This is a genomic window from Xanthomonas campestris pv. phormiicola, from assembly GCA_025666215.1.
Taxonomy (GTDB): domain Bacteria; phylum Pseudomonadota; class Gammaproteobacteria; order Xanthomonadales; family Xanthomonadaceae; genus Xanthomonas_A; species Xanthomonas_A campestris_A.
On record CP102593.1, the window covers coordinates 4480332 to 4504820 of the forward strand.

Sequence of the window (24489 nt, forward strand, 5' to 3'; positions counted from 1 at the left end):
ATGGGATTCATAACAATCCTGGTAGCGATGGCACGAAGGCGTATGCGCTGATATCGGCCGCAGTCATTTCAAACTTGACGCCGTTCGTCGTACGAAGCTGAAGATGTTGCGGTCGACCATACAATACGCACCGGTATGGAGAAACGGATCGGGACGCAGCGCTGGATCCGCCTGCGGCCGCGCGCGTGTTCCGGGCATTGCGCGCCATCGGCTACCGGGGTGGAGGCCTCCACGGCCGGCCCTAGCCAGCGCGCGCGTGCACCGGTTGCGGCTCTGGCCGGCGTTCGCGCTGGCGGGCGCTCGCCGCTTCGCCGGCATCGCCGTGCCACACCAGCCGGTGGAAATCGAACCCGGACTGCAGGCGCGGCTTGACCACGTTGAAAAACGGCGAGACGTCGAAGTCGCGCGGCAGGTACAGGCTGTGGTGGCGGTTGTGCAGGATTTCCGCGTCCTGCGCGTCGGGCACCGGCACGCTGCCGATCTCCGGCAGGATCGGATAGCGGATGGCGCCGAAGGCCTGCGCCAGCAGGGTCGAGCAGATCGCCTTTGTCGGCGCGCCGCTGCCCAGCTCCAGGAAGCGGCGCTTCACCGACGACGGCAGCGGCGGGGTGCGGATCAGGTAGCGCGCCAGGTCGAAGATGTTCTTCAGGTCGTAGCTGTTGCCGACGCGGCTGACCATGTAGTCGACCACCGCCTCGATCTCGTCGGCGCCCAGTCCCACCGGGCGGCAGATGCGCGTGTGCAGCCCGGCGAATTCGTTCAGCCCGACCAGGCGCACGCCGACGTTGATGTCCACGTCGCAGAGGGTCGGCGCGTCTGTGCCGTCGGCCGGTCCCAGGTGGTCGCCGATGTACAGCGCCGCATGCGACCAGGTGGATTGGCTGAGGTACTTGATCGCGGTCGAGAAGCGGCTGTTGCCCTCCACCAGCAGCACGTCGCCCTTGCGCAGCGCCGCCTGCAGCAGCTGCGGCGGGCTGGTCGGCAGTTCCGAGCGGTGCCGGCGCGGCTTGGACAGGAACTTGGCCAGGTGGCGACCCAGCAGGCGTGGCAGGGACAACATGCGCGTGACCTCATGGACGGCCCGATCCGAGCGGCGAAAGCGACTTCGCCTGTCGATGATGACGGCGCCGCCGGGAAATTCTTGAGCGCTGCCGTGGCCGGCGTCTTTCCTTCTTCCCCTGGGAGCCGAGTTCACCACGCTGTGGCAGGCGGTCGACGGCCATTGGCGCATGCGCCGCATCTACCGCCATGCGCACGCCGCGGTGGCGTAAGTGGCGCCCGCCATGCACCTGACCTTGGCGCCCGGCATCCTGGCCAGCTAAGCCGGCCACTACCCCGGCAAGCGCGTCGGCGACATCCGCCTCGCCGTGGAAGGCGGCCACAACGCCGACGCGCTTCTTCGCCGAGGAACGCGACTGCGCTTCGCGTTCGCTCCGGCAGCGGATGCACGCATGCGCGAGCTGAGCGTGTACGAGAACGCTGCCGCCGTGGAGACCGCAACCGCGCCGTGAGCGACGGCGGCGACACTGCGACGCCGCTGCGCGCAGCGCCATCGCGTACGGCGGTCACGGCCGATGCAGCACGGCCCCTTCGATGAAGTCCGCGGTGCTGCGTTTCAGGTAGACCTGATACGTGCCCTGCCCGGCCACCGGCACGTCGAAGCTGTCGCCTGGCGACAGCCCTGCGCGCTCGACCGGCGCCCCCTCGCGCGGCGTCGCCCGCAGCCGCGTCTTGGCGCCGTCCGTGCCGCGCGTCGCATTGGTCAGCGTCAGCGCGCCATCCCATAGCACGCGGCTGTCGCCCGGCAACAGGCTGAACTCGATGAATGGCGAACTGGCCTTCGGCCGGCACGCAGCGGCCTGCGCTTCGGCCAAACGCCGCTCCAGCGGCTTGACCTCGACGTACTGCACGAACCCGTAAGTGCCGCCGACCAGCACCAGCACCGCCGAGACCTCGGCGGCGGCTCGCTTGAACGACAACGTCTGCCACCATTTCTGCGCAGGGAGTTGCGGCGGCTGGCGGTTCGCTCGGCTCATGCGCCACGCTAATCGTCGCCGCGCGCCGTTGTCTGCCAGCACTGCTTGCGCTGCAAATCTGCAGCTACCTCCGTCTACATATCGATCCACAACGGGCTGCATCGGCCGGCGAATGGCGCCCGCGCCAAGCAGCGAACGCCTGTTCGCGGGTACGGCATATGCCGCAACCAGCGGCATGGGCATCCGATCGACAGAGCGACGCCGCGTCGCCCGGAGGCTGCGCAAGAGCAACTTTCCGCTGAACGAGGGGGCTTGAAGTAAAGACGTCCGCCATTAAATATACACTTGAACATTTAAACATGGCACGCCAGCATGACCACGAAGCGCTCCCCGCGACCACGCGGCCGCCCGCCCAAAGACCAGGCCGATGGTCGCCAGGCGCTGCTCGCGGCAGCCACCGAAAGCTTCGCCCGGCATGGTTTCGATCGCGCCAATCTGCGTACAATCGCCGCGGCCGCGGGAGTGAGTCCCAATCTGGTGCGCGTGCATTTCGGCAACAAGGCGCAGCTGTGGGAGGCGTGCGTGCACCAGCTGGCCCAGGACCTGAGTCCAAGGCTTGCGGCGATGGCGCAGCTGACCGAGCACGACCAGCGCGCGCTGCTGGATCGGCTGACAGACGCCATCCTGATCATGGCCGCGTTCTACGAGGCCCATCCGCCGGTCCGCGACTTCGTCGCGCGGGTGGTCTCCGAGCGGCCCGAGCGCGCCGCCGTCGTCGCCGAGCAATTGCTGCGTCCGGCCTACGAGGCCGGGCACGCATTGGTCCTTGCCTGCATCGAGGCCGGCATCGTGAAGGCGACGCATCCGGCGCTGTTCTTCGTGCTGCTGAACAGCATGCTGAGCCAGCCGCCGGAGTTCCCGCAGTTGCTGGCGCGGCTGGCGCCGGAGATCGGCGCCGACGAGGCGCGGACGCGGCTGGTCGACACCGTGCTCGCCACCCTGCTGCATCCCCCGCATCGCGATACCGGTGGCGCACCGGTCGCCACGCTGCGCTCTCCCCAGGAAGGCACCCCATGACGGACGCAATCCCGCAACCGCGCTCGCTGCCGCTGCTCGGCAATTTCCACCATCTCGATGGCGATGCGCCGGTGCAGAGCCTGATGCGGCTGGCCAAGGTGCACGGCCCGATCTTTCGCCTGAACAGCGGTCCGCTGTCGCTGACCGTGCTGAGCGGACAGGACCTGGTGGACGAGGTCTGCGACGAAACCCGCTTCGAGAAGAAATTGCACCGGCCGCTGCAGACGCTGCGCGACCTCGGCGGCGACGGCCTGTTCACCGCCTACAACGACGAACCCAACTGGGCCAAGGCGCACCGGCTGCTGATGCCTGCGTTCGGCCCGATCGGCGTGCGCGCGATGTTCGGGCGCATGGAGGACATCGCCGAACAGATGCTGCAGCGCTGGGAGCGGTTCGGCCCGGACGCGGTCATCGACGTGGCCGACAACATGACCCGGCTGACGCTGGACACGATCGCGTTGTGCGCCTTCGACTACCGCTTCAACAGTTTCTACCAGAACGAGATGCATCCCTTCGTCGCGGCGATGGTGGGCGCGTTGGCCGAGGCCGGATCGCGCGCGCGCCGGCCCGACATCGCCAATCGCCTGCTGGCGCCCGGCCGGCGCCGCTACGAGGCCGACCTGGCGATGATCCGCAGCGTCGCCGACACCTTGATCGCCGAGCGCCGGGCCGACCCGGACGCGGCCGCGCGCGAGGACCTGCTCAACCTGATGCTGTACGGACGCGACCAGGCGACCGGCGCAGCGCTGTCGGACGAGAACATCCGCTATCAGATGGTGACCTTCCTGATCGCCGGCCACGAGACGACCAGCGGCCTGCTCTCGTTCGCGCTGTATCTGCTGCTGCGTCATCCGGCGGCGATGGCGCGCGCGCGCCAGGCGGTGGACGCCGCGCTGGGCACGCAGCCGCCGCAGGTCGAGGACCTGGCCAAGCTGCGCTACATCGAGCAGATCCTGCAGGAAACCCTGCGGCTGTGGCCGACCGCCCCGGCGTTCGCGGTCGCGGCGCGCGAGGCGACCACGCTGGCCGGCCGCTATGCGGTGACGCCGCAGGACACCCTGCTCGTGCTGATTCCCACCCTGCACCGGGACCCGAAGGTGTGGGAGGACCCGGAGGCGTTCCGGCCGGAGCGCTTCGCGCCCGACGCGGCCGAACGGCTCCCGCCCAATGCCTGGAAACCGTTCGGCAACGGCGCGCGCGCCTGCATCGGGCGCGGCTTTGCGATGCAGGAGGCGCAGCTGGTGCTGACGATGATCCTGCAACGGTTCGACCTGGACCAGGTCGATCCGAACTACCAGCTCGAGATCGCGGAAACCCTGACGCTGAAGCCGGACGGCTTCCGCATCCGCGCGCGCCGGCGCGACGACGTCGCCCTGCGCCGCCGCAGCGCGGTGCCGTCCGCGCCGCAGAAAGTCCTGGCACCGGCCACCGCGCCGGCCGCCGCCAGCGCGGCCACGGGCTCGCCGCTGCTGGTGCTGTACGGCGGCAATTCCGGCTCGTGCGAAGCATTCGCGCAGCGCATCGGCGGCGATGCGGCAGCGCAGGGCTATGCGCCGGTGGTCGCGCCGCTGGACGACCATGTCGGCCGCCTGCCGCGCGACGGCGCGGTGGTGGTGGTCACCTCCTCCTACGAAGGCCAGCCGCCGGACAATGCGCGCCGCTTCCTCGCGTGGGTCGAAACGCTGGCCCACGGCGATCTGGCCGGCGTGCGCTACGCCGTGTTCGGATCCGGCAACCGGCAATGGGCGCGTACCTACCAGGCGATTCCGAAACGGGTCGATGCCGCGCTGGAGGCGGCCGGTGCCGCACGATTCAGACCCCGCGGCGAAACCGATGCCGGCGGCGATTTCTTCGGCGGCTTCGATGCCTGGTATGCCGGGCTGTGGGCGGATCTCGGCCTGGCGCTGGGCAAGGCGACGATGGAGCAGACCGCGCAGGCGCTGGAGGTGGACATCGTCCCGGCCGCGCGGCTCGGCGCGCTGCGGCTGACCGAACTCGACCAGGGACGCATCGTCGACAATCGCGAACTGGTCGACATGTCCGCAGCGTTCGCGCGCTCCAAGCGCCACATCGAGATCGCGCTGCCCGAGGGCATGCGCTACCGCACCGGCGACTATCTCGCGGTGCTGCCGCGCAACCCCGCCGCGCAGGTCGAGCGCGTGCTGCGGCGCTTCGGCCTGGCCAGCGATACCCAGGTCATCATCGGCCAGCGGCCTGGCGCGGCATCCGGCCTGCCCAGCGGCTATCCGGTCGCGCTGGCGCAGGTGCTCGCCGACTACGTGGAACTGGCGCAACCGGCCACGCGCGCGCAGGTCGCGCAACTGGCCGCCGCCACGCGCTGCCCGCCCGATCGCGCCGCGCTGGAAACGCTGGCCGCCGAGCCGGCCTATACCGACCAGGTGCTCGCCAGGAAGACCAGCCTGCTCGATCTGCTGGAGCGCTTCCCCGCCTGCGAACTGGCGCTGGGCGCGTTTCTCGGCGCGCTTCCGCCCATGCGCGCGCGACAATACTCCATTTCCTCCTCGCCGCTGCGCGACCCGGCGCAGTGTTCGCTGACCGTGGCGGTGCTCGACGCACCGGCACTGTCCGGGATCGGGCGACGCCGCGGCGTGGCCTCCACCTATCTGGCCGGCCTGGAGGCAGGCGCGCTGGTGTCGGTCGCGGTGCGGCCTTCGCAGGCGAGCTTCCACCCGCCGGAAGATCCGGCCACGCCGATCATCCTGGTCTGCGCCGGCAGCGGCATCGCCCCGTTCCATGGCTTCCTGCAGGAGCGCGCGATCCAGAAGGCGGGCGGGCGCGAGGTCGGCGAAGCCTTGTTGTTCTTCGGCATCGACCATCCCGACGTCGACTGCCTGTACAAGGCGGAATTGCAGCGCTGGCAGGAGATGGGCGTGGTCGATGTGCGCCTCGCCTTCTCGCAGGCGCCGCAGGACGGCGTGGCCTATGTCCAGCACCGCATGTGGCAGGACCGCGAGCGCGTGTCGGCGCTGTTCCAGCAAGGCGCCACCGTGTTCGTCTGCGGCGACGGCGAGCACATGGCGCCGGCGGTGCGCGACACCTTCGTGCGCATCTACCGCGACAGCATGGGGGTCAGCGCCGAAGACGCCAACACCTGGGCCGACCGCATCGAACGCGAACACGGCCGCTATGTGGCGGATATCTTCTCGTGACGGCGAGGACGGCGAGCGCGTGTTTGCTGCATCCGTATGCGGGCAAGGAAACACGCAGGCGCGTCCACGTCCGCTGCCGCAGCGCGCCGGCAGACGTGGACGATGGCGCAGGGCCTGCCTGCGCCATCGCCCATGCAAGGCTACTTCTTCAACGACGCATCGTCGCCGGACTTGGTCGCGGCCGCGTCCTCGGCCGGACGGTCGCGATTCTTCTTCGCCCGGGTGATCAGATACATGGCCGATCCGATGAACAGGATGAACAGTCCGGCGACCCATGGCATCAGCGTGGTGTCCATGCAAAGCTCCGTGGTTGTGCGGCCCCTAACACACCACATCGCGGGTGAAGGGCTTGCTAGCCTGTGCCCGCAGCCGCGCGAGCGCGTCGTCCACTCAGGAGCGTTCGGATGATCAGCAAGAACACGATTTGCCTCTGGTTCGACGGCACCGCGCTGGAGGCCGCAACGTTCTACGCCGCCACCTTCGCCGACAGCGCGGTCAAGGCCGTGCACCGCGCACCGGGCGACTATCCTGCGGGCAGGCAGGGCGAGGTGCTGACGGTCGAGTTCAGCGTGCTCGGCATCCCCTGCCTCGGCCTCAACGGCGGCCCGGCGTTCCCGCACAGCGAGGCGTTCTCGTTCCAGGTGGCGACCGACGACCAGGCCGAAACCGACCGCCTGTGGAACGCGATCGTCGGCAACGGCGGCCAGGAAAGCGCCTGCGGCTGGTGCAAGGACAAGTGGGGCCTGTCGTGGCAGATCACCCCGCGCGTGCTGACCGCCGCGATCGCCGATCCGGATCCCGCCGCGGCCAAGCGCGCGTTCGAGGCGATGATGGGCATGACCCGGATCGACATCGCCGCGATCGAAGCCGCATGGCGCGGCTGAGACGGCACGGGATCGAGCCGGGAGCCGGTGCCTGATGGATCGAGATCGCCACTCGCCTACCCGTTCGCCGCTGCTCGACCTGCGCCATTGCCCTCCCATCGCCTCGATCACACTCCGATGAAAAACCCCTACTACAACGGCCCCATCAGCGACCACTTCGACGGGATGCGCTTCTTCAACCCCGGCCAGCCGTCCATCGACAATTCGCTGGGAAAGGTACTGCGCTGGAAAGCCGCCATGGGCGCGGTACCGTGGCCCAAGCAGGTGCCGGTGAACCCCACCGTTCCTGCGCAGCGCAGCGATCGCATGCGCGTCACCATGGTCGGCCATGCCACCTTGCTGATCCAGGTGGCCGGCATCAACCTCCTCACCGATCCGGTCTGGTCGCAACGCGCCAGTCCCTCGCAAATCGCCGGTCCGAAGCGGGTCACGGCGCCAGGCGTGACGTTCGCGGACCTGCCGCCGATCGATGTGGTGCTGCTGAGCCACAACCACTACGACCACTTCGACATCGCGACCTTGCGCAAGCTGCATCATGCGCATCGCCCGCTGTTCGTGATGCCGCTGGGCAACGACCTGCTGCTGCGCAACAGCGTTCCCGAGGCACGGATCGCAACCGGCGACTGGCACGATCGGCTGCCGATCGGCGACACCGCGACGGCGACCCTCACCCGCGCCAACCACTGGTCCAGCCGCGGCGTGCGCGACCGCAGGATGGCGCTGTGGTGCGGCTTCTTCATCCAGACCGCGCGCGGCTCGCTCTGGTTCGCAGGGGACACCGCCTACGGCAATGGCGCCATCTTTCGCGAGATCCGCGCCAGGCACGGCGCCCCCGATGTGGCCTTGATCCCCATCGGCGCCTACGCGCCGCGCTGGTTCATGGCGCCGCAGCATGTCGACCCCGCCGAAGCCGTGCGCATCTTCCAGGACACCGGCGCCCGGCAGGCCCTGGGCATTCACTGGGGCACCTTCCAACTCACCGACGAAGCGCGCGAAGAGCCGCGCGAGAAACTGTCCGAAGCGCTACGGCTGGCGGGCATTGCCGCCGCCGGGTTCGTCGCCGCCGAACCCGGGCAGGTCTTCGACTTCGGCGATCTTCAGGACTGACGCCGGGTCGGCCTCCTCCCGCAAACGCGCTCGACCGATGCCGCATCGCTTCGGCGCGCCAGCCCTGCCGCCTGCGCATCGCGCATGCACGCACGCCGTCTGCGCAGGCGACGAGGACGGCAACGCCTCGACCCAGCACGCCTACCGGCACGGCACGCACAGCCGGCCCGATCCTGGCACTGGCGATATGCTGTAGACCGTTCCCGACAACCTGCAGCATGAGCCCGATCAAGTTCGGCATGTGGAGCACCATCCTGTTGCTCGGCAGCCTGCACGGCGTGCTGGGTGCGGTCTTGCTGTCGCTGGCCCCGGCCAACCGCAGCGCCAACCGCTGCCTGGCGGCGTTGCTGTTGGTGGTGGTGGCGCTGGTCACCCCGTACACGCTGGGCTACGCCGGCGTCTACGATGCCTATCCGCAGCTGACCTATGCGCCGTTCTTCTGGGAGTTGGCGATCGGCCCCCTGGTGTGGATGTACGTGCGCCAGCTGGCGCATGCGCGCCTGCCGCGCTACTGGTACTGCCACCTGCTACCCGGGGCGCTGCAAGGCCTCTACTACAGCGTGTTGTTCACCTGGCCGCTGTCGCGCAAGTGGGCCTGGGACGCGCAGGTCCAGCAGCCCTGGGTGCAGCCGGCGCAGGACGCGCTGGTGCTGGTGTCGCTGGCCGTCTATCTGGGCCTGGCCTGGCGCCAGTACCTGGACTATCAACGCTGGCTGGAACAGCACAGCGGCGCGCGCGAGGAACTGCGGCTGTCCTGGCTGCGCGGCTTCCTGGTCGCCGCCTCGCTGCTGGTGCTGCTGCGGCTGGGGTTCACCGTCACCGATCGGCTGCTGCGGCCGCTGTCCTATTTCGACGAGTTCCCGCGCTACCTGGGCCTGGTGCTGTTGATGTACTACCTGGGCCTGGAAGGCTGGCGGCATGCGCGCGTCGCCTATCCGCGGCGCGCCTCGGCACAGCGCGCGACCGAGACCACCGCGGCGGTGCCAGAGACAGCGCAGCCCGTCGAGCCGGACACAGCCGCAACGGCCGGCGCAGGCACGGAGAAGGACTGGGCTGCACTGGGCCAACGCTTTGCCGCGCAGGTGGCCGCGCAAGGCTGGTGGCGCGAGCCGGAGCTGAGCCTGGGCGAACTGGCGCGGCGCCTGGGCACCAACAGCAATTACCTGTCGCGCGCCTTGAACGAAGGCCTGGGCCAGAGCTTCAGCGAGTTCCTCAACCGCCAGCGCATCGCCGAGGCGCAGGCGCTGCTGGCCGGCAGCGACGACGTGCTGGCCATCGCCCTGCGCGTGGGCTTCGGCTCCAAGGCCAGCTTCAATCGCGTGTTCCGCGCCTACGTCGGCCGCACGCCCAGCGACTACCGCCGCGCGCAACGTCCCATCGCCTGAAAAACATGGCGCGCAGGCGCTTTTGAGTCGCCGCGATGGTGGCAGCCGCGCAGGCTGGGCGCTCTTCCGAGGATCGCCCATGCCCCCTCTCCTGCTTCGCCTGTGCGCCTGGCCGCTGTGCCTGGCGCTGCTGCTGTGTGCCCCGGCCGCGCATGGCGCCGTCGCAGCGCCCGCCGACCTCCCCGCCGATCCGCGCGCGGACAGCCCCCTGCCCGGCCCCGGCCTGGTCGCCGATGTCGACCTGCTGCGCCAGGCCTATACCGCCCTGCACCCGGGCCTCTACCGCTACGTCGGCGAAGCCGAGATGGCGCGCCGCTTCGATGCGCTGCGCGAGCAAGTGCGCAACGGCGCCACCCTGGGCCAGGCCTATCTGGCCTTTTCCCGGTTCACCGCAGGCATCCGCTGCGGCCACACCTATCCCAACTTCGCCAACCAGCCCGAGCCGATCCGGCGCGCCCTGTTCGAGCACGCAGGCCTGTTGCCGTTCCAGTTCGCCTGGCTGGACGGACGCATGGTGGTCACCCGCGATGGCAGCGTGCCGGAACGCCTGCCACGCGGCACGCAGGTGCTGGCGATCGACGGCGTCCCGGTCGAGCGCATCCTGTCTGCCCTGATGCAGGTGGCGCGCGCGGACGGCGGCAACGACGCCAAGCGCGTCGCGCAGATGCAGATCCAGGGCCGCGAACGGACCGAGGCGTTCGACGTCTATCTGCCGCTGCTGTTCCCGCAGATCGGGCGCAACCCGCTGCTGCGCGTGCAGCGTCCTGGCGAGAGCGCCCCGCGCACTCTGCGCGTGCAGGGCTTCACTCCCGCACAGCGCAGCGCGATGGCCAGTGTGCGCGAACGCGGCAGCAATGCACCGGCATGGACGATTCGCATGCAGACCCCGAAGTTGGCCGTGCTGAGCATGCCCGACTGGGCGCTGTACGACAGCGCCTGGGACTGGCGCGGCTTCCTGGACAGCACCTTCGCCGACTTGGATGCGCGCCAGGTGCCGGCGCTGGTGATCGACCTGCGCGGCAACGAAGGCGGGCTGGGCGAGGTCGGCAACGCACTGCTGGCGCACTTGACCGCCCAGCCCGTGCGCCTGCCGCAGCTACGCCAACTGGTGCGCTACCGGCGCGTACCCGACGCGCTCGCGCCGTACCTGACCACCTGGGATGCCTCCTTCCGCGACTGGGGCGACGCCGCGCAGGCCTATGACGGCCACTACTATTCCCTGACCCGCTGGCAACCAGTGACCGCGAACGTCGTCGTGCAGCCGCAGGCGCCGCATTACCGCGGCAAGGTGTTCGTGCTGATCGGCGCGGACAACAGCTCGGCCACATTCGGATTCGCCAGCCAGATCAAGGCCAGCAGCCTGGCGACGCTGATCGGCCAAAGCAGCGGCGGCAACCGCCGCGGCATCAACGGCAGCGCCTTCTTCTTCCTGCACCTGCCGCATTCGGGCATCGAACTGGATCTGCCACTGGTCGGCCAGTACCCGGCCGACGCGCAACCCGATGCCGGCATCGCACCGGATGTGGCGGTCGCACCCGGCATCGCCGATATCGCCGCGGGTCGCGATGTGGAAATGGCCGCTGCCCTGAAGGCATTGGCGGACATGCCGGGCGAGTCGCCTTCGTCGTCGCCAGGGCACTCGCGGTAACAGCGCTGCAGATCAGCGCGTTGCACCGGCCGATGTTCCTGCCACCGCTTGATGCCGCCATCGGCAGCACCACGCGCGCGATGCGGTCTTGCCGGCGTCTGCCTGCGACACGCTGGCAGCACGCCCACGAAGCGTACGCATCACCCAATCGGGCAAAGCGGCTTCTCCCCAGGCCACAACGTCAGCACCCGCACGCCCGTGCCCGTCACCGCCACGGTGTGCTCGAACTGCGCCGACGGCTTGCCGTCGCGCGTGTGCACCGGCCATCGATCCGGCAGCGCGCGCGCCGGGGCGCACCGCGGCGATGTCCTTCCCCATCGCGCCGCCCGCGTGCAGGTGGGCGGCGCGGGTCTGCGCTCGGTCAGAAACTCACGCGCCAGACGCTGTTGCCGACGTCATCGGCAATCAGCAGCGCGCCGTCCTTGTCCTGCGCCAGGCCGACCGGGGCGCCGAACAGCTGCGACTGGTCCTGCGAGTGGAAGCCGCTGACCACGGTCTGCGGCGGACCGGCCGGCCGCCCCTGCCGGAACGGCACGTAGACCACCTGGTAGCCGCTGAGCGGCGAGCGGTTCCAGCTGCCGTGCTCGGCCACGAACGCGCCTTCGCGGTACTTCGCCGGCAGCATCTCGCCGCGGGAGAACCACAGGCCCAACGCGGCCACATGCGAGCCCAGCGCGTAGTCCGGCTTGATCGCCCTGGCCACCAGGTCCGGCCGCTGATCCTTGACCCGCACATCCACGTTCTGCCCGTAATAGCTGTACGGCCAGCCGTAGAATCCGCCGTCCTGCACCGAGGTCAGGTAGTCGGGCACCAGATCGGCGCCGATCTCGTCGCGCTCGTTGGCGATCGCCCACAGCGCGCCGGTGTGCGGCTCCCACTGCAGTCCGGTCGGATTGCGGATGCCGGAGGCGAAGATGCGGCTGCTGGCCGAGGCGACATCCACTTCCAGCACGGCCGCGTGGCGGTACTCCACGTCCAGCCCGTTCTCGCCGATGTTGCTGTTGGAGCCCACGCCGACGTACAGCTTGCGGCCGTCGGGACTGGCCAGCAGCGCCTTGGTCCAATGGTGCTCGATCGTGCCGGGGAGATCGGCGAACAGCGTGCCGGCCGCGGTGATCTCGGTCTGGCCGGCGACGTAGGGGAACTTCATGATGCTGTCGGTGTTGGCGACGTACAGCGCATCGCCGATCAGCTGCACGCCGAACGGCGAGTGCAGCCCCTTCAGGAACGCATGCTGCTCCCACTTGCCGTCCGCGGTCCTGCGCAGCAGGGTGATGCGGTTGCCGCCCTTGGCGCTCTTGCCGGAACGGCCCTGGATCAGGCCGGCGATCAGCTGCTTGGGCGTGGTGACCGGCTCCATGCCCGGCGAGTTGGCCTCCACCACCAGCACGTCGTCGTTGGGCAGCACGTACAGCTGGCGCGGATGCTTCAGGCCGCCGGCGATCTTCTCGATCTTCAGGCCTGCCGCTACCGTGGGCGCCTGGCCCTCCTTCCAGCCCACGCCCTCGGGAACCCGCATCGGCGGCAGCAGGAAATTGCGGGCTTCCGGCAACGGCGGCGCGTTGCCCGACTGCTGGGTCGGTTCGAGCGAGGCCTTGCCGCTGCAGGCGGCCAGGGCCAGCGCGCAGCTCAGGGCGAAGGTGGACGTGCAGAGGCGCTTAGCCATGCGCGTAGCCCTCGCGCGATGTGATGCGGATGGCGATGAGCACATGCCCGATCGCGAGCAGCGCGACCGTGGCGATCGAGAGCCAGAGGCCCGCGGGGACCACCGCATACGCATCGCGGCTGTGCACGAAGGAGTTGAAGATGGCGGCGACGATGGCGAGCAGGTTCAGCCAGAAGTCGAGCCGTTCCGCCGGCAGCACCGAGCGTCGCGAGGTGATCCAGACCTGCACCAGGTTGATCAGGCGCGGCACGATGGCGATGACCAGGCCGATCGCGATCAGCCAGGCCGCCGCCTTGGTCCACAGCATCACCGCGCTGCGGGCGTAGACGATGTCGAAGATCAGCGCGGCGACGAAGCAGCCGAACGGGATGGGGTTGAGCAGGCCGTAGAGGGCGTTGGCCACCACGGAACGGCGCGCTGCAGTCTGCAGATGCATGAGACGGCTCTCGACGAAGGGAGGAATGGGGCGAATCGCCCGCTCACCACGAAACCGCGGAACGCTCCGCGGTGGTGGTGCGACCCACTATCTGCCCGTCTCTGTCTAGAGGGTGTCGCGATGGCACGGCGCAATCCGCCGTGTCGTCCGGACTCGCCGCTGCGGCCACACCCGCGATCGCAGCGCTACCCGAGCGCGGGAACGCTCGGCGCTCCGCTGCTCTCGCGCACCGACAGGCGCACCGGCGCGATCGTCCTGCGCGGCGCGGCGCGGTCGTCCAGTTGCGCGAGCACCAGCTGCGCCGCTTGCCGGCCGCGCGCGCGCGGCTGCGCGGCGAGCGTGGTCAGCGCCGGCGTGCTCACCGCGGCTTCGGGAATGTCGTCGAAGCCGGTGACGGCGAAGTCCTGGCCGGGCCGGATGCCGCGCGCCAGCAGGCCCAGCATCAGGCCCAGCGCGACCGTGTCGTTGTAGCAGACCGCCGCCGTCGGTGGCGCCGCGACGGCGAACAGCTCGCCGTGGCGCGCGGCCGCTTCCAGGCGGTTGGGCGCCGACTCGATCAGCCAGGCCGGGTCGACCGGCAATCCGGCGCTGCGCATCGCCTGCGCGTGGCCGGCGCGGCGCTGGCGGCACGAACTGGACGCGGCATGGCCGCCGTAGAAGGCGATGCGGCGGTGGCCGAGCGCGATCAGATGCTCGGTCGCCAGTTGCGCGCCGCGCTGGTTGTCCAGGCCGAGGAAGCCCCAATCGTCGGCGCCGGCGAGTTCGCGGTTGAACAGCAGCACGTTCGCGCGCGCGTCCAGCACCGTGTGCAGCTCGGCGGCGTCGCTGCCCTCGGCCGGCGACAGGATCACGCCCGCCGGCGTATGCTCCATCAGCGAGCCCAGCACCGCCTGCTGCCGTGCGGGCGACTCGCCGGTGCTGCCGAGCAGGGTCACGTAGCCCTGCTCGCCCAGCGCCTCGTCCACGCCGGCCGCGAACTCGGCGAAGAACGGATTGGCCAGGTCGTTGATGACCAGCGCCACGCTGGTGGAGGTGCGCCGGCGCAGATTGGCCGCGCCGCGGTTGTAGACGTAGCGCTGCCGCTTCAGCTCCGCTTCCACCCGCGCGCGGGTGTCGGCATGGACCAGCGGGCTGCCGCGCAGCACCAGCGACACGGTCGCGCGCGAGACGCCGACCGCATCGGCGATGTCGGTGACGGTCACCACGCGCTGGCGGTCGTGCGTGGCAGCGGCCGGCGTGGTCTTGGTGGTCTTCGTGGACTTCATGGCCTGGTCCGCGTGCTCCGCCGCCACCGGCGCCGCCTTGCGCGCGCTGGCCTTGGCGGCTTTGGCGCCGACGGATCCGGCACGAGGTGGATGCTTCTGGCGCATCGGATCGATTCCCTTCGGACGAGGCGCCCAGCCTAAACCATCGGCTGCGCGCCCCTGCCGCAAGACGGCACGGACTCAGCGCCAGCCCAGGCTGGCGGCGGAGGGCGGTGCCGCGCACGGCGACACCGGCAGGTCCTGCGGCTGCGTGCCCCAGCCCTGCGGCTGCGGCGCCTCGCTCAGCTCGAAGCGCAAGCGGCCGCCCTGGCGCAGCCGTGCCCAGTCCAGCCAGACCGGCGCCTGCGTGCGTCCGTCCAGGGTCACGCCGCGGATGTAGCGCAGCGCGCCGTCGCCGGCCTGCGGCGCGTCGATGCGCAGCGTGCGGCCCGGCCCCACGTCCAGCTCGATGCGCGAGAAGCGCGGCGCATGCAGCAGGAACTGCCCGGTGCCGGGCACCGCCGGATACAGGCCCATGGCGCTGAACAGGTACCACGCCGACATCGTGCCCAGGTCGTCGTTGCCGGTGACGCCGTTGGGCGCATTGGTGAACAGCGTCTGCGCCGCATGCAGCACGGTGCTGGTCTTCCATGGCTGGCCGATCAGCGTGTACATCCACGGCGCGTGCAGATCGGGTTCGTTGTTGGGGTTGTAGCGGAACTGGCTGTAGTAGCTGTACGGGCCCACCACCCACTCCTTGCGCGCGGCGCCGGCCGGATCGGCCAGCAGCGCGTCGTAGGCGAAGAACGCGTCCAGGCGCCGCGCGGCCTGCTCCGGTCCGTGCATCGCCTGCACCAGGCCCGGCACGTCCTGCTGCGCCAGCCACTGGTACTGCCAGGCGGTGCCTTCATGGAAGCCGTGCTGCGAGCGCGGGTCGTAATGGCCATCCGACGGCGTGTACCACGCACCGTCCTCGGTGCGCGGCCGCGGGAAGCCGCTGAAACCGGTCTGCGCATCGCGCACCGTCGGGTCCCACAGCGTGCGCCAGTTGCGCCCGCGGCGGTTCAGCACCGCGGCGTCCTCGGCGTGACCCAGCGCGCCGGCCATCGTCGACAGCGCGCAGTCGGCCAGCGCGTACTCCAGCGTCGCCGAGCCGCCGTGGTGCGGATCGACATCCATGCCCTTGGACGGGAACGCGCGGTCGTACTGCACGAAGCCGTGCGCCAGGTAATTGGCATTGCCGGACCGGCCGGCGTGCCGCGAGTTCAACGGCGGCATCTCGAACGCGTTGCGGCGCAGCGCGGCGTAGGCCTCGGCCTCGCGCCCCTGCAGCGCGCCGAAGCGCCACAGGTCGACCAGGAACGGCGTGACCGGATCGCCGGTCATGACGTTGCTCTCGAAGTTGGCATAGCCCCAGCGCGGCAGCCAGCCCCCCTGCTCATCGATCGCCAGGAGCGAGCGTGCGATGTCGGCGGCGCGCTGCGGCCGCAGCAGGGCCAGCAACTGGTTCTGCGAGCGGTAGGTGTCCCACAGCGAGAAATACTCGTGGTAGGTCCAGCCATCGGCGCGGTGGATCCCGTCGTCGTAGCCGCGATAACGGCCATCGGCATCGCTGCCGGTCAGCGGCTGCAGCAGGGCGTGATACAGCGCCGTGTAGAACACCACGCGGTCGTCGCGGCTGCCGCCGTGCACGCGCACGCTGGCAAGCTCCCGATCCCACGCCTGCTGCGCGCGGGCGCGCATGGCGTCGAAGCCGAGCAGCCGGCCGTTGGCCATGCCCTCGCGGCGCAGGTTGTCGCGCGCACCCTCGGCATCGACGTGCGAGATCGCCGAGATCGCGGTGACCGCGCGGTCCTTGCCCAGGTCGAAGGTCAGCCAGGCGCCGCTCGGCTTGCCCTCGCCTTCCATGCCATGGCGCGATCCCGGCACGCCACCGGCCTCGCCCCAGGTGCCGAAGGTCTTGAACGGACGATCGAACTCCAGGCGGAACCAGGTCGTGTACTGGTGGCCGCCGCAGAAGCTGTCGGTCACCAGCTTGCCCTCCACCACGCGGTCGCCGACCACGCTCAGGGTGCTGCCGGTGACGACATGGCGGGCGTTGGCCTGGCCGATGTTGACCAGCACATGGCCCTCGCCCGAGGTCGCAAAGGTGTAGCGCTCGGCCGCCGCCCGGGTCAGCGCGGTGGCTTCGGCATCGATGCCGCCGTAATCGGTCAACCGCACCTTGTAGTAGCCGGCCTGGCCACGCTCGCCATCGTGCTGGTAGCGCGCACCGTAGCGTGCGTGGTCGAACGCCTTCGGATCGGCCGTCTCGAACTCGCCGCCCGGGCCGATGCGCCCGGTCACCGGCAGCACCGAGACCTGCCCGCCCTGTTCCCAACAGCCGGCGCCGGAAAGGAAGGAATGGCCGAAGCCGCGGATCTGCGGATCGTCGTAGCGCCAGCCGGCGTAGTGCGCGCCGATCGGGCTGACCTGGATCATCCCGAACGGTGCGGACGCGCCGGGAAAGGTGTTGCCGTCGTCCTTGCTGCCGATGAAGGTATTGACCTCGGCGCTGGGCCGTGGCGCGGCCGCCAGCGCTGGCGCGGTCAGCAACAAGGACAGGGCGAGCGTGCGCAGCAGGGAGGGCAGCGGGGGAAGCGTCATGCGGTGTAGTCCTGTGGTGGGCGACCGCCCCTGGCGACGGCAACGGTCGTGGCCTGCAACGAAAAACGGCGTCCGGCCCGCGCGGCCTCCCGCCGAACGGGAGTGCCGCATGGGCCCGGACACCAGGGGCGCGCCTAGAACTTGTAGGTCAGCCCCAGATACGCCAGCCGGCCGGCGTAGCCGCCGGTATAGAAACGATCGCGGGTGTCGTCGCCCAGGTGTTGGCGCGTCTCCTGCTTGGTCAGGTTCAGCACCGACGCGGTGAGGCTGAGCGCCGGCGTGATGTTGTACGCCGCATTGAGATCGATCTGGTAGTACGGCTCCTCGTAGATGTTCAGCCCGTTGACCAGGCCCTGCACCAGTTCGCCGCGACGGTTGTACGAGGCGCGCAGCAGCAGGCGGTCGGTCTCGTAGAACACGGTGAGGTTGGTCTGGTTCTTGGCACTGCCGGGCATGGAGGTCTTGCCGACCTCGGTCCCGTCCTCCAGCCGCACCGCCGCCTTGCTGGCATCGTTGTAGGTGTAGTTGACCTGCACCCCGAGGCCGGATGCCAGCGTGTGCTGCGCGTACAGCTCCACGCCTTGCGAGACCGCATCCTGGCCGCCGGCCTGGGTGCTGTAGTTCTGCACCGTGACCATCTGCCCGTCGACCATCATGCTCACGTCGCTGATCACGCCGACCGCGAAGTTCTCCACGTTCTTGCGGAACAGCCCCACACCCGCCACCGAGCCCGGCTGGAAGTACCACTCCAGCCCCAGGTCGAACTGGGTGGCCTTGTACGGCTCCAGCTTCTTGTTGCTGCCCGAGCCGTACCAGCCCTGCTCGCTGGCACCGCCGGTCAGGCGCCGGTCGGCCACGTACTCGGGGCTGTAGTACTCCAGGCTGCCGGGCGCGGCGATGTCGGTGTAGCTGGGCCGTGCGATCACCTTCGATGCCGCCGCGCGCAGCAGCAGGTTCTCGGTCAGGTCGTAGGCCAGGTTGAAGCTCGGCAGCACGTCGGTGTAGTTGCGGTCCAGGCCGCTGACGACGAACGACTCGTTGCGTTGCTCGCTGTCCGACAACCGCCAGTAGCCTTCGGTGCCGCAGTAGGTGTCGGCCGGGGCGCCGCTGGGCATCGCGGCGCCCTGCTGGCAGGCCAGCGGGTTGCCGTCGGCGCCGTCGAAGAAGTAATCGTTGTAGGCGGTCACCTTGTCGGTGGAATCGGCGTGCTGGCCGGTGCGCGCCACCCGCACGCCGACGTTGCCGCGCAGGCGCTCGGTGTGGAAGTTGAGTTGCAGGTAGGTGGAATAGATCTTCTCGTCGACGTTGTAGACGAAGTTGTCTTCGCTGCGGGTCTGCATCGCGCCGTAGGTGCTGTTCAAGTAGCCGATGTAGCCCGGGAAGTTGATCGCCGGAAACGCACTGGCCTTCACCCCGCCGGGGAAGTTGTCCATCGCATACAGCAGGTCCGGCGAGAACTGCGTGGCGATGGCGTTGCAGCGCCCGTTCCAGTAGCGGTTGTCGTAGTCGCCCGGGTCGGTGCCCGGACACACCCAATAGTTGTTGCCGGTGTTGCGGTGGATGCCGCCGTCGCGGCGCTTGAGGCCGAACTGCAGCGAATCGAAGAACTCGCCGTCGATGTGCCAGGTGGTGTCGATCTGCGCGTACTGCTGCTGATTCGTGTTGCGGGTCCAGGACGAGCCGGTCGAACCCAGATCGACCTGCAGGATGCCGTCGCGCAGGTTCTGCATCAGTTCCGGCGAGAACGTCATGGTCGGGGTGCCGGTCAGGTCCCAGGCGCTGGCGAAGTTGCCGTTGCTCCAGCTGCCGTCGGGGTTCTGCAGGCGCGGCTTGATCGGCAGCGAGAACTGCAGCTCCGGCCCGCCCTTGGCCCAGGTGCGGCCGGCCTTGAAGGACACGTCCACGCTCTCGCCGCGCCATTCGCCGCCCAGGTCCACCGTCTGCGACAACGATTTTTCGATGTTGTAGCTGCCGGTGATCTGCGGCGTCGGCACGGTGCAGTCGTCCGAGCCCCAGCCGCCCGGCGGCAGGCCGGCCGCCGCGGCCTGGGCCTCGCTGCAGTAGTACGCCTTGCCCGGATGCAGGCTGTAGTCGGCGCCGGTGACGATGGTGCCGCTGGGATCGAAGTGCAGCCCGTCGAGCAGGCGGCCGCCGCGCCAGTTGCCGTCGCCGTCGTAGCGCGCGATGTTCCACTCGGGAATCTTGACGGTGTTGGTCTGCGAGTTCTGCGAGAGGTCGAAGCGGAAGTAGTTCGCGGTCAGGGTCAGGTCGTCGGTCGGCTTGAACTGGAAGGTCAGCTGGCCGCCCTTGCGCTCGCGCTCCTCCTCCTTGACGTCCAGGCTGACCGCGGTCGGCATCATGAAGCCGGTGCGGTAATTGCCGTTCTGGTCCCAGAAGCCGGTGCCGCCCCACCAGTTGGCGTTGAACGCCGACGGATTGCCGTTCACGTCCACGGCCGGGCCGACTTCGTCGCGGCCGTACCACTGCCAGCTCTCGGTGCTGGCGTCCAGGGTACGCGCCGTGCGCTTCTGCTGCGTATAGCCGACGAACACGCCGAAGCGGTTGTCCTTGTCGTGCCAGGAGTACGAACCGGAGAACTGGCCGTCGGTCTTCTTGCTGGTATCGGCCCAGGTGCCCTCGACCGAGACGAAGCCGGAATGGGGTTCCAGCTCCAGCGGCCGCCGCGTCTGCAGGATCACCGTGCCGCCGATGCCGCCTTCGTCGATGCGCGCTTCCGGTGTCTTGTACAACTCCGCGCTGCCCAGCAGGTTCGACGGCAGCAGCGTGTAGTTGAACGAGCGCGTCGGGTCGCCGTTGGACTCGGCGGTGGCGATGTAGTTGCCGTTCAATTCGGTCAGCACCAGCTCCGAGGACAGGCCGCGCACGCTGACGTTCTTGCCCTCGCCGCCGTCGCGGCTGATCACCACGCCGGGCACGCGCTGCAGCGCGTCGGCTACGTTCTTGTCGGGGAACTTGCCGACGTCCTCGGCGGTGATCACGTCCACCACGGCGTTGGCGTTGCGCTTCTGCTCCAGGCTTTTCTCGATCGCGTAGCGGTAGCCGGTGACCGTGACCGCGTCCAGGTCCTTGGCCTGCAGTTCGGCCTGGCCCGAGGGCGCTGGCGTGCTGTCGGCCTGCTGAGCGAAGGCGGTGGTGGAGGCGGCGCTCGCGCACAAGGCGATGGCGATCCCCACAGACAAGGTGCTGCGGTGGCGTACGTGTGACATGCGGTTCATTTCAATCATCCTCTCCCAAAGATTGATCGGCTGCGGCGACGACGGGTTTCAATCGATCCAAAGACCGAGCGGAACGTGCGCGCGTCGCGGCAGGAAAACATCCGGCGTCACTGCGGCGAGCCGGCCTTGCCTTTCTTTCCTCCTGTCCTGCACAAACCGGATTGGATCGTCCCAATCACGTGAAAAACCAGCTACCTCGGTACTTCTCGGCGAGCCTGTTGTCGCGCCACCGGTCTAGCGGATTGCGTTCTCCTGCAGCGGGCGACGGACGTCGCACGCGCTGCGCGGTCGCCGCTTCATGGCGCGGCCTGCCGGGCCACCGGCTGCAACAGTTCGATCTCGGCCAGCGCCATGCCCTCGCCCGCCTCCAGGCGCAAGCGGTACGCAGCGTAGGCGCCGGGGTGGGCGATGCGGAACGGCCGCAATTGCCGCGCCCAGGCGAACGCCTGCGCGCGCCGCTGGTCCAGCATGGTCCAGGCGCCGTCGCCATTGCGCCCTTCCAGCGTCCAGGCCAGGCCGGACAATGCGCTGTCGGCGTTGGTCAGCGTGTAGTGCGTGGCGCGCGTCGGTGTCGCCAGGCGCAGGTCGACGCTGGCGCCGGCCGGCAGCGACAGCGCCGTCGTCGCGTCGTCGTCGATCAATGCGGCGGCCTTGGGTTGTCCATTCACCGACACTGCCACCGCCTGCGACGCCACGTCCTGCAGGCCGCGCGGCGCGCTGCCGGGCGGGGTCAGCGACGGCGGCAGCGCAGCGGCGCCGCTGCCCCAGCGCGACGGCGTCTGCCCCATCACGAACTCCAGCGTGGCGCCGTCGGCGATGTCCCGATGGCGCAGCCAGGCCTTGTTCCACGGCTTGCCGTTGAGCATGAGCGATTGCACGTACACGTTGCGCGCGCTGTTGTTGCGTGCGATCACCACCAGCTTGCGGCCATTGCCGAGATCGACCTGCGCCCGTGGGAAGGCGGGCGAGCCGATCACATACTCCGGCGCGCCCATGCGCAGCGGATACAACCCAAGCATCGCGAACAGGTACCACGCCGACATCTCGCCGTTGTCCTCGTCGCCGGGATAGCCCTGGCCGATCTCGCTGCCCAGGTACAGCCGGCGCAGCACCTCGCGGGTGATGCGTTGCGTCTTCCACGGCTGCCCCGCCGCCACGTACATCCACGGAATGTGGTGCGACGGCTGGTTGCTGTGCGCGTACATGCCCATGCGCACGTCGCGCGCCTCGGTCATCTCGTGGATGACGCCGCCGTAGCTGCCGGCGAACTGCGGGTCCGCCGTCTCCGGCGTGGCGAAGAAGGCGTCCAGCCGCGTCGCCAAGGCATCCTCGCCGCCCAGCAGCCCGGCCAGGCCGGCGGCGTCGTGCGGGGTGGTGAAGGCGAAGGTCCAGGCATTGGCCTCGGTGTAGTCGCCGCCCCACACGCGCGGATCGAAGCCCGACGCCGGCACGCCCCACTGGCCTGCGGGCGTGCGCCCGCGGAAGAAGCGCGTCGCGGGATCGAACAGCGCCACGTAGTCGGTGGCACGCGCCTGAAAATAGTCGGCTTCTTCGCGATAGCGCTGCGCTTGCTGCGGATCCTGTTCCTCGGCCGCCAGCGCCTGCGCCATCTGCGCCAGGCCGAAATCGTTGAGCGCGCCCTCCAATGTCCACGACAGGCCTTCGTGCACATCGTTGGCGGCGTAGCCGCGGTACATCGAGCGGGCCAGCCCCTTGCGGCCGACGTTCGCCACCGGCGGCACCACCGTGGCATTGCGCAGCGCCGCGGCATAGGCGGCGTGCGCGTCGAATCCGCGCACACCCTTCAGCCAGGCGTCGGCGAAGGCCACGTCGGAGCTGGTGCCGACCATCAGGTCCGCGTAGCCGGGCGAGGACCAGCGCGCCACCCAGCCGCCGTCGCGGTACTGCTGCAGGAAGCCGTCGATCATCGCCCCGGCCTGCTCCGGCGCGAACAGCGCGTAGGCCGGCCAACTGGTGCGGAAGGTGTCCCAGAAGCCGTTGTTGACGTAGACCTTGCCCGGCACCACCGGCGCGGAGCTGCGCTCGGCGTCGCCGCCGGCACTGTCCCTGGACCACGTGTTCTGGTCGGCATGCCGCCAATCCGGATGCGCCGCATCGCCGACGTTCTCGTGGGCGATGTTCGGATACAGGAACAGGCGGTACAGATTGGAGTACAGCGTGACCCGCTGATCGTGGCTGGCGCCCTGCACTTGCACCCGTCCCAGCACCGCGTCCCACGCGTCCTGCGCGCGCGCCCGCACCACGTCGAACCCGGCGTCGCCGATCTCCTGCTGCAGGTTGCGCTGCGCCTGTTCCACCGAGATCAGCGAGGTGGCGATGCGCATCACCACCGCGCGGTCCGCGCCCGGCGCGAACTTCACATAGCCGGTGGGCCGTCCCGTGGCGATCTTGCCGCTGGCGATCCAAGGACGGTCGAAGCGCGCATACACGAACAGACGGGTGGCGCCGTTGGACAGGCCGCTGCGCGTGTCGGAGTAGCCGCGCAGCGTCTGCGTCGCCACGTCCAGGGTCAGGCCACCGCGCGCATCGACGTTGTCGAACAGCAGATTGGCGTCGCCACCGCGCGGGAAGCGGAAGCGGAAGATCGCCGCCCGCTCGCTCGGCGCCAGTTCGGCGCGGATGCCGTTGTCGAAGTCCACCCGGTACAGATGCGGGCGCGCCTCTTCGCGGTCGTGGCCGAACGACAACGCGCGCTTGCCGCGGTCCGCCTCCGGCACTCCGCGCGTGGACGAGGGCATCACCTGGAAGGTCTGCCGATCGCCCATCCACGGACTGGGCTCGTGACTGATCGACAGCGCCTGCAGCCGCGGCCGGTTGTCCTCGCCGTTCTGCTCGTTCCAGCGGTACAGCCAGCCGAGCGAACCGGCATCGGTCGCCGGCACCCAGAAATTGAAGCCATGCGGCATCGCCGTGGCGGGAATATTGTTGCCGCGCGAGAACGTGCCGTTCGACTGCGTGCCGCGCGTGGTCACCACCTCGTCGCTCGGCCGTCGCGCCGCCTGCGGCGCTGCCTCGCGGCGCAGCGCGACATCGTCGATCCAGCCCGACGCCAGCTTGCCGGCGCCAGGCTGCACCTGCAGCTCGATGGCGCGGATGCGCCTGCCGCGCAGGGCCGCCACCTCGCCCAGCCGCACCTGCTTGAGCGCCCATTGCTGCGGATACAGCGTTTGCGACGCCGCCTGCCCCTGTGCGCTGACCAGCGCACCGTGCTGATCCTCCAGGCCCAGCTCCGACAACCGGCGCCCATCGTCGAACAGCAGATCCACCGCCACACCGGTCGAGGCCACCGTGTCGCCGTCCACGATTTCCGGCAGCACCATCCACGACAGCACCCTGTCCGGCTCCACCGCAACATCGACCGCGAACAGCGACGCGCGCCCGGCCGTAGCGGCGCGATAGCGCAACGCGTGCAACCCGGTGTAGCCCATGCCGGCCTTGGCCGCATAGGGATGCGCGGGGCCATTGCCGACAGCGATCTGCACGCCCTGCTGGCCGGTCTGCGCGGCCGGCGCCGGCGCGGGTTCGCCGCGCTCGAACGAGGAGGCGAAGCCGCTGTCGTGCGCGCACGCCGCGCCGCTGCCTGCCAGCAGCAACGCCGCCGCAACGACGGACGCCAGCCACCGGCGCGAAGCATCAGGCAGGTGCGCGAAGCGCAGGCGGAACGTCATGGCAGGCTCCCAGGAAGTGTCGGTCGGTGGCACCCGCGGCGCGCATGGCGGCACGCAACCGCAGTGACAACGGCGCGCGATGCAAGAACGCAACGTGGACCGGATCGACCCGATGGACCGCGCGCAACGTCGGCGCCGAAGCATCGCCGCGGCCGCAGGTGCATGCGGACCCGTCAGCGACCATCAGCAGACGCGTGGCACGCGATCCCCCACTCGCCGTCTTCCCCAGGATGCAATGCATCGACGGCTTTGGATCGATCCAACGCGGGTAGATGTAACACGCCCGTTTCGGGGTTGCATGCTGCTGCGCAACAGTCATGGCCCC

At 69.6% G+C, this 24489-nt stretch carries 15 protein-coding genes and 1 pseudogene; 6 read left to right on the forward strand and 10 right to left on the reverse strand.

Annotated elements, in window-relative coordinates:
* Nucleotides 1–241: 241 nt before the first annotated feature.
* Both NRY95_18870 and NRY95_18875 read right to left on the reverse strand, forming a co-directional pair.
* Nucleotides 242–1060 carry a lipo-like protein gene (locus tag NRY95_18870; protein UYC15733.1) on the reverse strand — a complete coding sequence of 273 codons (819 nt, stop codon included), beginning with the start codon at nucleotides 1058–1060 and terminating at the stop codon, nucleotides 242–244.
* A gap of 505 nt (nucleotides 1061–1565) precedes the next feature.
* The gene (locus tag NRY95_18875; protein ID UYC15734.1) at nucleotides 1566–2078 is read right to left on the reverse strand and encodes a hypothetical protein; all 513 of its coding nucleotides are present in this window, start codon (nucleotides 2076–2078) and stop codon (nucleotides 1566–1568) included.
* Between the two features lie 270 nt (nucleotides 2079–2348).
* On the opposite strand from NRY95_18875, the gene NRY95_18880 reads away from it, so the two are divergent.
* Together NRY95_18880 and NRY95_18885 are read left to right on the forward strand one after the other, a co-directional pair.
* Nucleotides 2349–3053, forward strand: coding sequence for a TetR/AcrR family transcriptional regulator (locus tag NRY95_18880; protein ID UYC15735.1), 705 nt, complete (start codon nucleotides 2349–2351; stop codon nucleotides 3051–3053).
* Nucleotides 3050–6223, forward strand: coding sequence for a cytochrome P450 (locus tag NRY95_18885; protein UYC15736.1), 3174 nt, complete (start codon nucleotides 3050–3052; stop codon nucleotides 6221–6223). Before NRY95_18880 ends, NRY95_18885 begins: the two co-directional genes overlap by 4 nt.
* Before the next feature lie 140 nt (nucleotides 6224–6363).
* Here the strand turns inward: NRY95_18885 and NRY95_18890 are convergent, their stop codons facing one another.
* On the reverse strand, nucleotides 6364–6519 hold the full coding sequence (locus NRY95_18890) for a hypothetical protein (GenBank protein UYC15737.1): 156 nt from the start codon (nucleotides 6517–6519) through the stop codon (nucleotides 6364–6366).
* A 108-nt stretch (nucleotides 6520–6627) separates the two neighbouring features.
* Here NRY95_18890 and NRY95_18895 point away from each other — a divergent pair, with 108 nt between their 5' ends.
* The 4 genes from NRY95_18895 to NRY95_18910 all read left to right on the forward strand — a co-directional run bounded on the left by NRY95_18895 (nucleotide 6628) and on the right by NRY95_18910 (nucleotide 11247).
* The gene (locus NRY95_18895) at nucleotides 6628–7107 is read left to right on the forward strand and encodes a VOC family protein (protein UYC15738.1); all 480 of its coding nucleotides are present in this window, start codon (nucleotides 6628–6630) and stop codon (nucleotides 7105–7107) included.
* 27 nt (nucleotides 7108–7134) lie between these two features.
* Nucleotides 7135–8214: an MBL fold metallo-hydrolase gene (locus tag NRY95_18900; protein UYC15739.1), complete on the forward strand. Its 1080-nt coding sequence runs from the start codon at nucleotides 7135–7137 to the stop codon at nucleotides 8212–8214.
* A 239-nt stretch (nucleotides 8215–8453) separates the two neighbouring features.
* Nucleotides 8454–9599 (forward strand): AraC family transcriptional regulator, encoded by a 1146-nt coding sequence (locus NRY95_18905; GenBank protein ID UYC18639.1) that lies wholly within the window; start codon nucleotides 8454–8456, stop codon nucleotides 9597–9599.
* A gap of 79 nt (nucleotides 9600–9678) precedes the next feature.
* Nucleotides 9679–11247, forward strand: a complete 1569-nt coding sequence (locus NRY95_18910; protein UYC15740.1) for a S41 family peptidase — start codon at nucleotides 9679–9681, stop codon at nucleotides 11245–11247.
* Between the two features lie 140 nt (nucleotides 11248–11387).
* On the opposite strand, the pseudogene NRY95_18915 reads toward NRY95_18910, so the two are convergent.
* The 7 genes and pseudogenes from NRY95_18915 to NRY95_18945 all read right to left on the reverse strand — a co-directional run bounded on the left by NRY95_18915 (nucleotide 11388) and on the right by NRY95_18945 (nucleotide 24164).
* Nucleotides 11388–11531: pseudogene (locus tag NRY95_18915) on the reverse strand (type I methionyl aminopeptidase).
* A gap of 77 nt (nucleotides 11532–11608) precedes the next feature.
* Nucleotides 11609–12913, reverse strand: a complete 1305-nt coding sequence (locus tag NRY95_18920; GenBank protein UYC15741.1) for a sorbosone dehydrogenase family protein — start codon at nucleotides 12911–12913, stop codon at nucleotides 11609–11611.
* A complete protein-coding gene (locus tag NRY95_18925; GenBank protein UYC15742.1) occupies nucleotides 12906–13349 on the reverse strand; it encodes a hypothetical protein in 444 nt (147 codons plus the stop codon). The genes NRY95_18920 and NRY95_18925 overlap by 8 nt, the downstream gene beginning before the upstream one ends.
* Before the next feature lie 185 nt (nucleotides 13350–13534).
* Nucleotides 13535–14614 (reverse strand): substrate-binding domain-containing protein, encoded by a 1080-nt coding sequence (locus NRY95_18930; GenBank protein ID UYC15743.1) that lies wholly within the window; start codon nucleotides 14612–14614, stop codon nucleotides 13535–13537.
* A 180-nt stretch (nucleotides 14615–14794) separates the two neighbouring features.
* Complete coding sequence (locus tag NRY95_18935) at nucleotides 14795–17239, reverse strand: GH92 family glycosyl hydrolase (protein UYC15744.1); 2445 nt, start codon at nucleotides 17237–17239, stop codon at nucleotides 14795–14797.
* 134 nt (nucleotides 17240–17373) lie between these two features.
* Nucleotides 17374–20484 carry a TonB-dependent receptor gene (locus NRY95_18940; protein UYC15745.1) on the reverse strand — a complete coding sequence of 1037 codons (3111 nt, stop codon included), beginning with the start codon at nucleotides 20482–20484 and terminating at the stop codon, nucleotides 17374–17376.
* Between the two features lie 287 nt (nucleotides 20485–20771).
* A complete protein-coding gene (locus NRY95_18945; GenBank protein UYC15746.1) occupies nucleotides 20772–24164 on the reverse strand; it encodes a GH92 family glycosyl hydrolase in 3393 nt (1130 codons plus the stop codon).
* Nucleotides 24165–24489 lie beyond the last annotated feature (325 nt).

Bases quoted from the DNA above. Each gene is read 5' to 3' on its own strand.
- NRY95_18870 (UYC15733.1), bottom strand. From the start codon at position 1,060: ATGTTGTCCCTGCCACGCCTGCTGGGTCGCCACCTGGCCAAGTTCCTG.
- NRY95_18880 (UYC15735.1), top strand. From the start codon at position 2,349: ATGACCACGAAGCGCTCCCCGCGACCACGCGGCCGCCCGCCCAAAGAC.
- NRY95_18885 (UYC15736.1), top strand. From the start codon at position 3,050: ATGACGGACGCAATCCCGCAACCGCGCTCGCTGCCGCTGCTCGGCAAT.
- NRY95_18890 (UYC15737.1), bottom strand. From the start codon at position 6,519: ATGGACACCACGCTGATGCCATGGGTCGCCGGACTGTTCATCCTGTTC.
- NRY95_18895 (UYC15738.1), top strand. From the start codon at position 6,628: ATGATCAGCAAGAACACGATTTGCCTCTGGTTCGACGGCACCGCGCTG.
- NRY95_18905 (UYC18639.1), top strand. From the start codon at position 8,454: ATGTGGAGCACCATCCTGTTGCTCGGCAGCCTGCACGGCGTGCTGGGT.
- NRY95_18910 (UYC15740.1), top strand. From the start codon at position 9,679: ATGCCCCCTCTCCTGCTTCGCCTGTGCGCCTGGCCGCTGTGCCTGGCG.
- NRY95_18920 (UYC15741.1), bottom strand. From the start codon at position 12,913: ATGGCTAAGCGCCTCTGCACGTCCACCTTCGCCCTGAGCTGCGCGCTG.
- NRY95_18925 (UYC15742.1), bottom strand. From the start codon at position 13,349: ATGCATCTGCAGACTGCAGCGCGCCGTTCCGTGGTGGCCAACGCCCTC.
- NRY95_18930 (UYC15743.1), bottom strand. From the start codon at position 14,614: ATGAAGTCCACGAAGACCACCAAGACCACGCCGGCCGCTGCCACGCAC.
- NRY95_18935 (UYC15744.1), bottom strand. From the start codon at position 17,239: ATGACGCTTCCCCCGCTGCCCTCCCTGCTGCGCACGCTCGCCCTGTCC.
- NRY95_18940 (UYC15745.1), bottom strand. From the start codon at position 20,484: ATGATTGAAATGAACCGCATGTCACACGTACGCCACCGCAGCACCTTG.
- NRY95_18945 (UYC15746.1), bottom strand. From the start codon at position 24,164: ATGACGTTCCGCCTGCGCTTCGCGCACCTGCCTGATGCTTCGCGCCGG.